Raw genomic sequence first — 12,718 nt, 5'->3', positions numbered from 1 at the left:
TTCAGTGATGTCAAAAGGCGATTATTCCTACAAGGCGGATGCCGCCTTACACGTCAGTCTACAACAATGCCATCTGCCTGCCCGGTGGGCAGAAGGCTGTGCAATCAAGATTGAACCCTTCCCGACGGTCGAGCCCCAGCCGCTTGATCGCCTTGTTGAACCGCTGGGCCAGCAGATCGGCAAATGGCCCTTCGCCGCGCATGCGTACACCAAAGCGGCTGTCATACACCTCGCCGCCGCGCACCTGGCGCACCAAGCTCATCACATGGGCCGAACGTTGCGGGTAATGCGCCGCCAGCCACTCTTCAAACAACGGCGCCACCTCAAGCGGCAGGCGCAGCATCATGTACGCCGCGCTCTGTGCGCCCGCCGCGTGGGCTTCGGTGAGCAGGCTTTCCAATTCGCTGTCGTTGATCATCGGGATCATTGGCGAGCACAGCACCCCCACCGGGATCCCGGCCTCGCGCATCACCCGAATCGCCCGCAACCGCGCCTTGGGCGCCGCCGTGCGTGGCTCCAGGATCCGCTTGAGCTCATCGTCCAGGCTGGTGAGGCTGATCATCACGGCCACCAAACGCTGCCGGGCCAGCTCGGTGAGCAGGTCGAGATCGCGCAGAATCAGTGACCCCTTGGTGATGATGGTCACCGGGTGCCGATAGCGCAGCAGCACTTCAAGGGTTTGCCGCGTGATTCGGTACTCGCGCTCGATAGGTTGGTAAGGGTCGGTATTGGAACCGAGATTGATCGGCGCACACACGTAGCCGGGCTTCGACAGTTGCTGCTCCAGCACATCCGCGGCGTTGGTCTTGGCGATGAGCCTGGTTTCGAAATCCAGCCCCGGCGACATGTCCCAATAGGCATGGCTGGGCCGCGCATAGCAGTAGATACACCCATGCTCGCAGCCACGATAAGGGTTGATCGAACGATCAAACGGCAAGTCCGGCGAGTTGTTGCGGGTGATGATGGTCTTGGCCGTTTCGATACGCACTTCGGTGCCCTGGGTCGGCGGCACTTCCTGATACCAGCCGTCGTCCTCGACCACGCTGACGGTGGGCGCAAAGCGGTTGTGCAGGTTGGTGGCCGTGCCCCGACCACGGGGCGGCAGCGGAGTAGACATGAAAACGCCTCGGTACTGTTTTTATATACAGTATCGAGGCGCAAGGTTTCTGACCAGTGCCGTTTGGCGGTCAGTGCTTTTGAGTGACCTGTCCCAGGTCGTCACCCGAGGTGGTGCGCATATCGTTCTTGCGCAGGTCCGCCACTTCGCTGGCTTTCACCGGCGCGCCTTGGTTGCCCCAGCTGCCACGAATGAAACTGACCACATCCGCCACTTCCTGGTCCGACAGGCGCCAGGCAAATGCTGGCATGGTGAAGGTCGACGGCGCCGCGTGCGTAGCCGGCAACGTGCCGCCGTTCAACACGATGTTGATCAACGACGTGGCATCCGCCGTCTGTAATACCGGGTTGCCCGCCAGCGCCGGGAACACCCGCGTGTAGCCATGGCCGTCAGTACGGTGGCAGGCCGCACAGTTGTCGATGTACACCGACGCACCTCGCTTGCTGTCATCACCTTTCCACAGGGCATCAGCCACCTGCTTGTCGTACTGGTGCGGCTGGTCCTTGGGGTCTACCGCCGGCAGGCTCTTGAGGTAACGGGCGATAGCCGTCAGGTCATTTTCCGACATGTACTGCATGCTGTGGACCACAACATCGCTCATGCCACCAAACACCGCACTGCGATCACTGCGGCCGGTCTTGAGGAATTGCACCAGCTGCTCCTCGCTCCAACTGCCGAGGCCGTCCTTGTGGTCGCCGCGCAGGCTCTTGGCGATCCAGCCCTCCAACGGCGCACTGCCAGACAGGAACGCGTTGCCATCAGTGGCACTCAGGGCTTTTTCCTGCATGGTCAAAGCCCGTGGCGTATGGCACGCGCCACAGTGGCCAAGGCCTTCCACCAAATAAGCACCACGGCTGATCACCGGGTCAGCATTGGCGGGCGCCTGGTAGTCCGCCACCTCGGGCGCAAACATCCAGCGCCACGCCGCCAACGGCCAGCGCATGCTCAGTGGCCAGGGAATATCGCTGTCCTTGTTCTCCTGGGCGACCGGTTCAACACCCTTCATGAAATACGCATACAACGCCTGCATATCGCTTTGGCTGACACGTGCGTAAGACGGGTAGGGCATCGCCGGGTAAAGCGTACTACCGCTCTTGGCGACGCCATGGCGCACGGCCTTGTCGAAGTCTTCAAAGCTGTAGTCGCCCAGGCCGGTCTTGTCCGGCGTGATGTTGGTGGAATAGATCACGCCGATGGGGGTTTCCATCGGCAGGCCGCCGGCGAACGGTTTACCGCCCTTGGCGGTGTGGCAGGCCACGCAGTCACCGGCGCGGGCCAGGTATTCGCCCTGCTTGACCAGATCGGTCTCAGCCGCGCTTACCGAGCAGCTGCTGAATAGGGCAAACGTCGCGATAACAAGTGCTTTCATGGTCATCGCTCCTTATGCCTGAACCAGTGGGCCGGGGTTTTTCAGGTACTGCTCGCGGATCGCCCGGGCCGACCAATAGGTCAGCGCCGCCACCAGGCCGGTAGGGTTGTAGCCCAAACCTTGTGGGAAAGCGGATGCGCCTGGCACAAACACGTTGTGTACATCCCAGCACTGCAGGTAACGGTTCAAGGCACTGGTTTTCGGGTCGGTGCCCATGATTGCGCCGCCGTTGAGGTGGGTGGTCTGGTACGACGCGGTGTTGAAGTGCTCACCGACCTTTTTGCCCAGCACGGCAATCGCCTTGGGGTTCATCGCTTCGGCGACTTTGCCCATTTTCTCGACCATGAAGCGGTTCATCTTGATGTCGTTTTCTTGCCAATCGAACGTCATCCGCAGCAGCGGCAAGCCGTAGGCATCCCGATAAACCGGGTCCAGATCCAGGTAGTTGCCCCGGTAGGATTGATGGGCGCCGTGGGCATCCATCGACACTTGGTGGGTGTAGTAATCGGCGGTCGCGCGCTTCCACGCGCTGCCCCAGGCCGGGGTGCCCGGCGGGTTGGAGGTGCCGGCAATCGGTCGGCTACCGGCCTGGTTGACCCACATCGGCGAGCCGCCCACAAAGCCGTGAGGCCCGTGGTCGAAGTTGTCGGCGTTGAAGTCATCAATGGCCACGCCATTGCCGCCCGCACCGATGAAGTTGTTGGTGTGGGTGTCCTTGTCGAAGAACGCCTTGATGGTCGCCATGTTCTGGTAGGCGAAATTCCTGCCCACCACACCTTCATTGGTGATCGGGTCGTAAGGCTTGCCGATTCCGGACAGCAGCATCAAACGCACGTTGTGGAACTGGAATGCGCCGAGGATCACCAGGTCTGCCGGCTGCTCGCATTCCCGGCCCTGGGCGTCGATGTACGTCACACCGGTGGCCTTGCGCTTGGTGCTGTCGAGGTTGACCTTGAGCACGTGGGAATTAGGCCGCAGTTCGAAATTCGGTACCTGGCGCAAAGCTGGCAGGATGTTCACGTTCGGCGAGGCTTTGGAGTACATGTAGCAAACATAGCCACTGCAGAAACCACAGAAGTTGCACGGGCCCATCTGCGCACCATAGGGGTTGGTGTACGGCCCCGAGGTATTGGCCGACGGCAGGTTGTAGGGTTTGTAACCCACATCGCTAGCCGCTTTTTGAAACAGTTGTGCGGAGACGGTGTTTTTCTGTGATTCCAACGGGAACGGATTGGAACGGTCAGGCGCATAGGGGTTGCCGCCACGGCCTTCACCGACGAGTTGGCCTTTCACCGTCCAGGCCTGGCCGGAGGTGCCGAAGACTTTTTCCGCGTAGTCGAAAAACGGCTCCAGCTCTTCATAGCTCACGCCGAAGTCCTGGATCGTCATGTCCTTGGGGATGAAGTTTTTGCCATAGCGCTCCTCGTAATGGGTGCGGATGCGCAACTCGATCGGGTCGACGCGAAAATGCACGCCCGACCAGTGCAGGCCCGCACCGCCGACGCCGTTGCCCGGCAAGAACGCACCCAACTGACGGTTAGGCAGCGCCACATCATTCACGCTATGGCGAATGGTCACCGTCTCTTTGGAAATGTCCTGGAAGAGTTTTTTACGCACGCTGTAGGTCAATTCGTCGATGACCTGCGGATAGTTGCCGTCCGGGTAAGTGTCCTGCATAGGCCCGCGTTCCAGCGCGACCACGTTGAGGCCCGCTTCCGTCAGCTCCTTGGCCATGATCGCGCCGGTCCAGCCGAAGCCGACGATCACTGCATCTACTTTCTTCATGATGGTCGCCACGTTTATGCCCTCTCACCGCGGATGGAAACTGCCGGGAAGGGGTATTGCTCGTTGCGTTCAACCCAGTCCATGAAGTCGGCGCGAGCGCCGGGGAAACCAATCATGGTCCAGCCGACCATGCCTTTGTTACCGCCGTGGATCGGGTCGCAGAAGAAGCCTTCCTTGGTATTTTGCAGCAGCAAGTTGAAGAACATCTTCGGCGGCACCGTCTCGAAATGCGCAGCAACTTCGCTACCGCCAGCCTCGAGGCGGCGCAGCATATCGTCTCGGGTAGCGCTGTCTTGCGCAGCAAAAGCTTTACCGTTGAACGCCTTCGACCATGCATCCGTCGCGGCAATGCCCAGACGATAGATCTCTTTGGGTACCAATTTGCTCTGCCAGCCCATCTCGGGCGGTGCGTCAGCGTTGAAGGGGCCTTGCATGAACCACAGGGCACCACTGGCGTAAGGCGTATTCATCTGGCGGTCGATGTATTCCGGTGCACCCGCTTCCAGGGCACCTGGGCCTTGGGCATCGGCGGGAATCAGGCGCTCGACGGCGGCATTGATAAACGCCCATTCCTCGGCGGTGAAATACGTAGGCTCATAGGCGTTGTCGCTGGCCGCAGGCTTCGCGGGCGCGGCCTGCGCTGGCTCTGGCGTAGCCATCAGCATCGAGCCGCCGAGGCCGGTGCTGGCAACCGTGACCACCGGGATCAAGGTCAAGGATTTGCGCAAAAAGTCACGCCGGGGGTTGTCTTGATCTTGATCAGACATGGTGGCACCTCATCATTTGGTCACGGGTTATCAGCTTCTAGTGAGCTTTTTGGCAATCAATAGTTACAAATGATAGCAGGCTAAGGATAAGGGGAATCGATTCAGCGACCTAAGTCGAATAAATGCAGGCAAAAAAAGTGGGAGCAGCTTGTGTGGGAGCTGATTTGCCTGCGATGCAAACACCTTAGTCGTCCTATCAGACCGAGGTGATGCTATCGCAGGCAAGCCAGCGCCCACACAAGCTGCTCCCACATTAGATCAGCGTATGACGCCTACTCTTTTTTCAGCTTCGGGTTGGGGAAAAACTGTACGGCTTGAATTTTAGGATCAGCCGGCGCTTTCAACGCTGAGGTGTTGACCCGCGTACCCAATTCCTTGGGCACCGACAGACCCTGGTCATTCAGTGTGTCGGTATAACCGCAGGCCACGCACTCGCGATGCGGCACGTTGTCCTCGGTCCACATTTTCAACTTGTCCGGCTCGCTGCACGCCGGGCAGACCGCCCCGGCGATGAATTGCTTTTTGGTAATCACAGGCCCTTCGCTCATGCTGCCGCGTCCTCACTCAGGCCGCTGTGGCGCAAGAGTGCGTCAATCGACGGCGCACGTCCGCGGAAGTCGACGAACAGCACCATCGGCGCCTGGGAACCGCCACGAGCCAGGATCGCCTCGCGGAAAGCACGGCCGGTTTCGGCATTGAGTACGCCGTCTTCTTCAAACTTGGAGAAGGCATCCGCCGAGAGCACTTCAGCCCATTTGTAGCTGTAGTAACCCGCCGCATAACCCCCGGCGAAGATATGCGCAAAGCTGTTGGGGAAGCGGTTGTAGGCCGGCGGACGCATCACCGAGACTTCATCGCGCACGCCTTCCAGCACTTGCGCCACGCTGCGGCCATCCCCGTGGGTGGCATGCAGTTCGAAGTCGAACAGCGAGAATTCCAGCTGGCGCACCATCATCAGGCCGGACTGGAAGTTCTTCGCCGCGAGCATTTTTTCCAGCAGGTCCTGGGGCAGCGGCTCGCCGGTTTCGTAATGGCCAGAGATCAGCGCCAGGCCTTCCGGCTCCCAGCACCAGTTCTCCATGAACTGGCTCGGCAACTCCACCGCATCCCAGGCCACGCCGTTGATGCCGGACACACCGGCATGCTCGACGCGGGTCAGCAAGTGATGCAGGCCGTGGCCGAATTCGTGGAACAGCGTGGTGACTTCATCATGGGTCAGCAGGGCAGGCTTGCCGCTGTCGGCCGGGGTGAAGTTGCACACCAGGTTGGCCACCGGGCTTTGCAGTACACCGTCTACGGTGCGGCGACGGTCGCGCGCGCCGTCCATCCAGGCACCGCCACGCTTGTTGGCGCGGGCGTACAGGTCGAAGAAGAAGCGGCCGACGTGCTGGCCGTTTTCCTTGATTTCAAACAGGCGGACATCCGGGTGCCAGGTGTCGAAGCCTTTTTGCTCGGCGATCTCGATGCCGTACAGACGCTGGACGATCGCGAACAGGCCGCCGAGCACCTTGTCGATGGGGAAGTAGGCGCGCAGGGCTTCCTGGGACACGCTGTAACGCTGCTCACGCAGCTTCTCGCCGTAGAAACCGCTGTCCCAGCTTTGCAGGTCGGTGCAGCCTTGTTCGGCGGCGTAAGCCTTGAGCTGTTGCAGGTCTTGGGCGGCAAACGGTTTGCTGCGCTTGGCCAGGTCACGCAGGAAGCTGAGCACCTGGTCGCTGGACTCGGCCATTTTGGTGGCCAGGCTCAACTCCGAGAAGGACGCGTAGCCCAGCAATTGGGCAAGCTCCTGACGCAAGTCGAGGATCTGTTCCATCACCGGGCCGTTATCGTTCTGACCGGCATTCGGGCCTTGGTCCGACGCGCGGGTGCAGTACGCCGCGTAGACTTCTTCACGCAGCGCGCGATCCTGGGCGTAGGTCATTACCGCGTAGTAGCTGGGGAATTCGAGGGTGATCAACCAACCGTCGAGGCCCTTGGCCTGGGCAGCGGCAGCCATTTGCGCCTTGGCCGAGTCGGTCAGGCCGGCGAGCGTGGCTTCCTCGGTAACGTGCTTGGTCCAGGCCTGGGTAGCATCGAGCAACTGGTTGGAGAACTTGCTGCCCAGCTCGGACAGCTTGCTTTGCACTTCGGCGTAGCGCTTTTGCTGTTCCGGCGGCAAATCGATGCCCGACAGGCGGAAATCACGCAGGGCGTGTTCCAGGATGGTTTTTTGCGCCACGTCGAAACCGGCGGCTTCCGGGCTATTGGCGAGGGCTTCAAAAGCCTGGAACAGCGCGCGGTTCTGGCCCATCTCGGTGGAATAGGCGCTCAACGCGGGCAGGCAGCCTTCATAGGCTTCGCGCAGTTCAGCGCTGTTGCACACGGCGTTGAGGTGGCTGACCGGGCTCCAGGCGGCGCCCAGGCGGTCGTTCAATTCATCCATCGCCAGGACCAGGCCGGCCCACGTCGGATTTTTCCCCTGGCTTTGCAGGATGCCTTCGATGGCAACACGGTTATCGGCAAGGATCTGTTCGATGGCCGGCTGGACGTGCTCGGCACGGATCGCCGAGAACGGCGGCAGGTCGTAGGACTGCAGAAGAGGGTTGTTCGCGCTCACGGTTGGCACCTTGGCTGAAGAAACTGATAAGACAAAGATGGGGCCATCTTAATTACAATCAACACCCACCGCAGCTATCAGCAGAAGAGAGAGAGGCTATCGTGACCCTTCGCACCTATCAGAACCACACGCCAACCCTGGGCGCCGGGGCTTTTGTCGATGTTTCGGCGGTGGTGATCGGCGATGTCGAAATCGGCGCCGACAGCTCGGTTTGGCCGCTGACCGTGATTCGTGGCGACATGCACCGCATCCGTATCGGTGCGCGCACCAGCGTGCAGGATGGCTGCGTATTGCACATTACTCACGCCGGGCCGTTCAACCCGGACGGTTTCCCGCTGTTGATCGGCGACGATGTGACCATCGCCCACAAAGTCATGCTGCACGGCTGCACCGTGGGCAACCGCATCCTGATCGGCATGGGCAGCATCGTGATGGACGGCGCGGTGGTGGAAGATGACGTGATCATCGGCGCCGGCAGCCTGGTGCCACCGGGCAAGAAGCTCGAAAGCGGTTTTTTGTATGTTGGCAGCCCGGTTAAACAAGTCCGCGCATTGACTGACAAGGAGCGCGCCTTTTTCACCTACAGCGCCGCCAACTACGTGAAGCTCAAAGACCTGCACCTGGCTGAAGGATTCGACCGATGAGCCTGCCCTACCAAACCGTCCTGTTTGACCTGGACGGCACCCTCACCGACCCACGCGAGGGCATCACCCGTTCGATCCAGTACGCCCTCGGCAAGCTGGGTATCGACGAGCCGGACCTGACAAAGCTGGAACACTTTATCGGCCCGCCGTTGCTGCAAGCCTTTATGCAGTTCTACGACTTTGATGAAGCCAAGGCCTGGGAGGCGGTGAATTTCTATCGCGAGCGTTTCAAAGTCACCGGATTGTACGAAAACCGCGTGTTTGACGGCGTGATGCCACTGTTGGAGGACTTGAATAGCCAGGGCCGCCAACTGTATGTGGCGACGTCCAAGCCTTGGGTGTTTGCCCGCGAGATCGCCCGGCACTTCGATTTTGCCAGGCATTTTAAAGTGATCTACGGCAGCGAGCTGGACGGCACGCGCACCAATAAGGTCGAGTTAATCGCCCACCTGATCAGTGAGGAAGGCCTGGACCCGGCCACCACCTTGATGATTGGTGATCGCAAGCATGACCTGGTCGGCGCGCGCAGCAACGGGCTGGATTCGGCGGCGGTGGGGTATGGGTTTGGCAGTTTCGAGGAGTTGAATGCCGAGGCGCCGACTTGGCATTTTGAGACATTGGCCGAGATGCATCAGGCGTTTATGCCGCGCAGCTGAAATAGCCTTCGCGAGCAAGCCCGCTCCCACATTCGACCGCATTCTCATGCTGGAAATCGGTCTATTGTGGGAGCTGGCTTGCCTGCGATGAGGCCCTAAAGCCCAACACCTTCCAACTGTTTCAACGCTGCTCTACGCTGCTCCACCGGCAACCCGCCCATCTTCTCCACCGCCGCATAAAACCTCACCCAATCCCCACCCTCCTGCGCAAACAACGCCGCAAACGCCGGTACCCACCTGTCATACAACCCAAACGGCAACAGCCGCGCATTGTTCATCGGCTGGTTGATCCAGGCGTCATACCGCTTATCACCGCCCCACTGGCTATCGCGCAATTGTCGGTAATCACTGCGCAAGCGCTCGAACTGCGCGGCCTTGGCCTGGCGCATCACGTCGGCCGCCAAGGGCTTGGCGTAGAGCGCTTCCAGGCGTTTACGGGTGTCGAGAATCAGGCGGATAAATTGGTCGCGCTGCTGCAGTGATGCGTTGCTAAGCGGTGCCAAACCGCGCGCGGCTCGCCATTGGCGAGTGCCTTCCTGCTCAACGAACGTGGCAAACGACTCATTGAACTCGGTGTCGTCCTTCACATAGAAGCGCTGGTGCGCCAGCTCATGAAAAATCAGCGTGGCCAGGCGTTCATCGCCCCAATTCATCATCGAATTCATGATCGGGTCGTTGAACCAACCCAGCGTGGAGTAAGCCTCGACGCCGCCAATCGACACATCCATGCCCCGCTGCTTCAACAACGCCGCCTCGCCCCGCGCCGCGCCCTGGTTGTAGTAGCCGCGATAGGCCACGCAACCGGCAATGGGGAAGCAATGGGTTTCAGGTGAAAGGGAAAATTCTTGCGTGGCGAAGACATTCCAGACCACATAAGGCCGGCCGATATCGGCGTACAGCCGGTAACTCTGGTTGTCAGGCAGGCGCAGATGTTCACTGGCGAACGTTCGCGCTTTTTGTGATTGTGCCAGGTGCTCGCGCAGCAGCGGTGGGCGGAAAGGGTCGGCGATAACCTGCGCCACTGGCTCCCGGGCCCGCAGCAATTGCCACTGGCCACTCGCCAATTGGCTGTAATAGCTCACGCTCGAGCAGCCGCTGAGCACCACCACCATCAGCCCTGGAAGAAAACGCCTGACCATGCCCCGACCGCTCCTGGGAAATCTGCCCGCCAGACTATCGCGCCTGCGTGGAATTTTTCCATGGCATGACGTGTTTATACTCATAGGGAGTCTGTTGCCGTCGGCGCCAGGCTTAATTCTCTCATCCCGTTGAGTGCCTGCCATGCGTCAGCTCTTGCTTCCCGTCGCCGCCCTGTTCCTCAGTGCCTGCACCACAACCCCTGTGCCACCGGCAGACCCGCAACAGGCCTGGGTCGATTTCACGACGCCGACGCCGGGGTCCAGGCTGGTGATGGCACAGCGTTTGGACGGTAAGAACCTGAATGATGGGCGTTACTTCCAAATGCCGCCCGGCAGTCACGAATTAATGGTGCGCTTCGATTTTGAAGTGCCCGCAGGCGGTGGCCTGGGCGGACTCAGCTCGATGATGTATCGCACCTGCTTCATGACCCTGCAATACGACCACTTCCAGGCTGGCCAACGCTATGTGCTGGAAGGGCGCTCGCTGGCCTTCACACCTAATATCCGGCTGTATGACTCGGCACGTCAGTTGCTCGCGGAAGAACGCAGCGTCAACTGCATCTGATCAGTCGTTGTTCTTCTGGTAGACGATACGCTTGGTACCGTTTTCGCACGAACCGACAAGCATGGCGCTGTCGTGATTCTTGGCTTCTTCGGCGGTAATGATTTCCAGGGTGTAGGAGGGAATAGCCTTGGCCTGGATCTTTACCTCGATCTCTTTCCTGAGCTCTTCACAATCTTTCGGAGCGGCCACAGCCGATGTGGCCAATACACCGCAGATGATCGCCAAGGCAAAACGTTTCATGTGTGAAGCTCCCTGAATGCATTGCGCACGAGTGTGCGGCTAAGGCTGCAATGGCTATAGGACCACATTTGTGAAACACGAGTTCTGATTTAACGCATAACTAAGTGTGGGAGCTGGCTCCCACACACGCCAGCTCCCACATTGGATCTGCTGTGTCAGTTAACCAGCGTGCCATCCAGGGTGATGGTCGCATTCAACACCTTGGACACCGGGCATCCTTCCTTGGCCTTCTTGCTCAGCTCATCGAACTGCGCCTGGCTCGCGCCTGGGATCTTGGCCTTGAGGGTCAAGTGCACGGCGGTGATCGCAAAACCACCCTCGACCTGATCCAGCGTGACGTCAGCCTGGGTGTCGATGCTGTCAGCCTTGAGCCCGGCGTCGCCGAGAATCATGGAAAACGCCATGGAGAAACAGCCAGCGTGGGCCGCGCCAATCAATTCTTCAGGGTTGGTGCCTTTGCCGCCTTCGAAACGGGCCTTGAAGCCGTAAGGTGCTTCACGCAATACGCCGGTCTCCGTAGAAATGGAACCCAGGCCAGTCTTCAGGTCACCTTCCCAATGCGCGGATGCTTTTTTAACGATACTCATAGCGGTCTCCTCGAACGGTGGTTTTGCTTCAGTAAGGGTTCTGAGGATAGTTGGCGTGGCAAAGTTCATCTTGTCGGAGAAACCTAGCAATTTAGTAGGAAATTTCCATTCCGCTATTGAATCTCGGGTATATGCCCTCATTGCATAGACCATGCACATGAAGCGGCAGGTTTTGGTTCGTCTAAGAAGCCTGCGCCCCCATTGGAGAAGCAGGCTTATGAAATCGCTGTCCGACGTAAAATTCTCGACCCTTGACCTCGTGCCCGTGCGCGCCAACGGCAGCCCGGCGCAGGCGCTGCGTAATTCCCTGGACCTGGCCCAGCATGTGGAAAAGTTTGGCTATAACCGTTTCTGGGTGGCCGAACACCACAACATGGACGGCATCGCCAGCTCTGCCACCTCGGTATTGCTGGGTTACCTGGCCGGCGGCACCTCGACCATCCGCGTAGGTTCCGGCGGTGTCATGCTGCCCAACCACGCGCCGTTGGTGATCGCTGAACAGTTCGGCACCCTGGAAAGCCTCTACCCCGGCCGTATCGACCTGGGCCTGGGCCGCGCACCCGGCTCCGACCAAATGACCGCCCGCGCCCTGCGCCGTGAGCGTTCCGGCAGCGCGGATGATTTTCCGGACGATGTGGCCGAACTGATGGCCTACCTGGGCCCACGTACGCCTGATCAACGGGTTATTGCGGTGCCCGGCAGCGGCACCAATGTGCCGGTCTGGTTACTGGGTTCCAGCCTGTTCAGCGCCCAACTGGCGGGCGAGCGCGGTTTGCCCTACGCCTTCGCCTCGCATTTCGCACCGCGTTTGATGCATGAAGCGATTCGCGTCTACCGCAACCACTTCAAGCCTTCAGCCGTGCTGGACAAACCCTACGTGATGCTCGGTATTCCGCTGGTCGCCGCAGACACTGATGAGCAGGCCGACTACCTGGCCACCTCGGTGTACCAACGCATCCTTGCATTGATGCGCGGCCAGAGCCTGGTGCAGCGCCCGCCGGTGAACACCATGGACGGCCTGTGGCTGCCCCATGAAAAAGACGCGGTCGGCAGCTTCCTGGGCCTGGCGATGGTTGGCGGCCCGGCGAAGATCCGCGCCAAGCTGGAGGTGTTGATCGAGCAGACCGGCGCCGATGAGCTGATTTTTACCAGCGACCTGTACGAACATGCTGACCGGATTCATTCCTATGAGCTGCTCGCGCAAGTCATGAAAGGCTAAACCCGAGGCGAAAAAAAACCGACGCACTCGCGTC

The 12,718-nt window shown here is 60.0% G+C and carries 13 protein-coding genes; 4 read left to right on the top strand and 9 right to left on the bottom strand.

From position 1 onward, the window contains the following. Positions 1 to 58: 58 nt before the first annotated feature. The 6 genes from AB4O35_RS06360 to prlC all read right to left on the bottom strand — a co-directional run bounded on the left by AB4O35_RS06360 (position 59) and on the right by prlC (position 7,634). Positions 59 to 1,117: a PA0069 family radical SAM protein gene (locus tag AB4O35_RS06360; protein ID WP_065946098.1), complete on the bottom strand. Its 1,059-nt coding sequence runs from the start codon at positions 1,115 to 1,117 to the stop codon at positions 59 to 61. A gap of 70 nt (positions 1,118 to 1,187) precedes the next feature. Further along, positions 1,188 to 2,486 (bottom strand): c-type cytochrome, encoded by a 1,299-nt coding sequence (locus AB4O35_RS06355; protein WP_065880360.1) that lies wholly within the window; start codon positions 2,484 to 2,486, stop codon positions 1,188 to 1,190. Between the two features lie 12 nt (positions 2,487 to 2,498). Then, a complete protein-coding gene (locus AB4O35_RS06350) occupies positions 2,499 to 4,283 on the bottom strand; it encodes a GMC family oxidoreductase (protein WP_065875616.1) in 1,785 nt (594 codons plus the stop codon). A 2-nt stretch (positions 4,284 to 4,285) separates the two neighbouring features. Continuing rightward, positions 4,286 to 5,038 (bottom strand): gluconate 2-dehydrogenase subunit 3 family protein, encoded by a 753-nt coding sequence (locus AB4O35_RS06345; RefSeq protein ID WP_065875615.1) that lies wholly within the window; start codon positions 5,036 to 5,038, stop codon positions 4,286 to 4,288. A gap of 272 nt (positions 5,039 to 5,310) precedes the next feature. Further along, positions 5,311 to 5,586 (bottom strand): YheV family putative zinc ribbon protein, encoded by a 276-nt coding sequence (locus AB4O35_RS06340; protein ID WP_049710768.1) that lies wholly within the window; start codon positions 5,584 to 5,586, stop codon positions 5,311 to 5,313. Then, a complete protein-coding gene (gene prlC / locus AB4O35_RS06335; RefSeq protein ID WP_065880358.1) occupies positions 5,583 to 7,634 on the bottom strand; it encodes an oligopeptidase A in 2,052 nt (683 codons plus the stop codon). The genes AB4O35_RS06340 and prlC overlap by 4 nt, the downstream gene beginning before the upstream one ends. A gap of 101 nt (positions 7,635 to 7,735) precedes the next feature. On the opposite strand from prlC, the gene AB4O35_RS06330 reads away from it, so the two are divergent. Then, the gene (locus AB4O35_RS06330; RefSeq protein ID WP_065880357.1) at positions 7,736 to 8,278 is read left to right on the top strand and encodes a gamma carbonic anhydrase family protein; all 543 of its coding nucleotides are present in this window, start codon (positions 7,736 to 7,738) and stop codon (positions 8,276 to 8,278) included. Beyond that, on the top strand, positions 8,275 to 8,934 hold the full coding sequence (locus tag AB4O35_RS06325) for an HAD family hydrolase (protein ID WP_065875612.1): 660 nt from the start codon (positions 8,275 to 8,277) through the stop codon (positions 8,932 to 8,934). Before AB4O35_RS06330 ends, AB4O35_RS06325 begins: the two co-directional genes overlap by 4 nt. A gap of 95 nt (positions 8,935 to 9,029) precedes the next feature. Here AB4O35_RS06325 and AB4O35_RS06320 read toward each other — a convergent pair whose 3' ends face one another. After that, entirely contained in the window at positions 9,030 to 10,073 is a 1,044-nt protein-coding gene (locus AB4O35_RS06320) for an aminopeptidase (protein WP_065891271.1), read from the bottom strand. A 142-nt stretch (positions 10,074 to 10,215) separates the two neighbouring features. Here AB4O35_RS06320 and AB4O35_RS06315 point away from each other — a divergent pair, with 142 nt between their 5' ends. Beyond that, positions 10,216 to 10,638, top strand: a complete 423-nt coding sequence (locus AB4O35_RS06315) for a PA0061/PA0062 family lipoprotein (RefSeq protein ID WP_065875610.1) — start codon at positions 10,216 to 10,218, stop codon at positions 10,636 to 10,638. Here the strand turns inward: AB4O35_RS06315 and AB4O35_RS06310 are convergent, their stop codons facing one another. Then, a complete protein-coding gene (locus AB4O35_RS06310; protein ID WP_049710774.1) occupies positions 10,639 to 10,878 on the bottom strand; it encodes a DUF1161 domain-containing protein in 240 nt (79 codons plus the stop codon). Positions 10,879 to 11,033: 155 nt separating this feature from the next. Beyond that, the gene (locus AB4O35_RS06305) at positions 11,034 to 11,465 is read right to left on the bottom strand and encodes an OsmC family protein (protein ID WP_065875609.1); all 432 of its coding nucleotides are present in this window, start codon (positions 11,463 to 11,465) and stop codon (positions 11,034 to 11,036) included. Between the two features lie 217 nt (positions 11,466 to 11,682). Between AB4O35_RS06305 and AB4O35_RS06300 the strand changes: the two genes are divergently transcribed. Continuing rightward, positions 11,683 to 12,684, top strand: a complete 1,002-nt coding sequence (locus AB4O35_RS06300; RefSeq protein ID WP_065875608.1) for an LLM class flavin-dependent oxidoreductase — start codon at positions 11,683 to 11,685, stop codon at positions 12,682 to 12,684. Positions 12,685 to 12,718 lie beyond the last annotated feature (34 nt).

It is taken from the genome of Pseudomonas sp. H1_A03, assembly GCF_054685145.1.
The sequence above is the reverse complement of the archived record's forward strand: the minus strand, read 5'-3'. Positions and strand labels throughout refer to the sequence as shown.

Coding starts and splice junctions, on each gene's coding strand:
- AB4O35_RS06345 (WP_065875615.1), bottom strand. CDS start 5,038: ATGTCTGATCAAGATCAAGACAACCCCCGGCGTGACTTTTTGCGCAAA.
- AB4O35_RS06360 (WP_065946098.1), bottom strand. CDS start 1,117: ATGTCTACTCCGCTGCCGCCCCGTGGTCGGGGCACGGCCACCAACCTG.
- AB4O35_RS06305 (WP_065875609.1), bottom strand. CDS start 11,465: ATGAGTATCGTTAAAAAAGCATCCGCGCATTGGGAAGGTGACCTGAAG.
- AB4O35_RS06320 (WP_065891271.1), bottom strand. CDS start 10,073: ATGGTCAGGCGTTTTCTTCCAGGGCTGATGGTGGTGGTGCTCAGCGGC.
- AB4O35_RS06315 (WP_065875610.1), top strand. CDS start 10,216: ATGCGTCAGCTCTTGCTTCCCGTCGCCGCCCTGTTCCTCAGTGCCTGC.
- AB4O35_RS06310 (WP_049710774.1), bottom strand. CDS start 10,878: ATGAAACGTTTTGCCTTGGCGATCATCTGCGGTGTATTGGCCACATCG.
- AB4O35_RS06340 (WP_049710768.1), bottom strand. CDS start 5,586: ATGAGCGAAGGGCCTGTGATTACCAAAAAGCAATTCATCGCCGGGGCG.
- AB4O35_RS06300 (WP_065875608.1), top strand. CDS start 11,683: ATGAAATCGCTGTCCGACGTAAAATTCTCGACCCTTGACCTCGTGCCC.
- AB4O35_RS06325 (WP_065875612.1), top strand. CDS start 8,275: ATGAGCCTGCCCTACCAAACCGTCCTGTTTGACCTGGACGGCACCCTC.
- AB4O35_RS06355 (WP_065880360.1), bottom strand. CDS start 2,486: ATGAAAGCACTTGTTATCGCGACGTTTGCCCTATTCAGCAGCTGCTCG.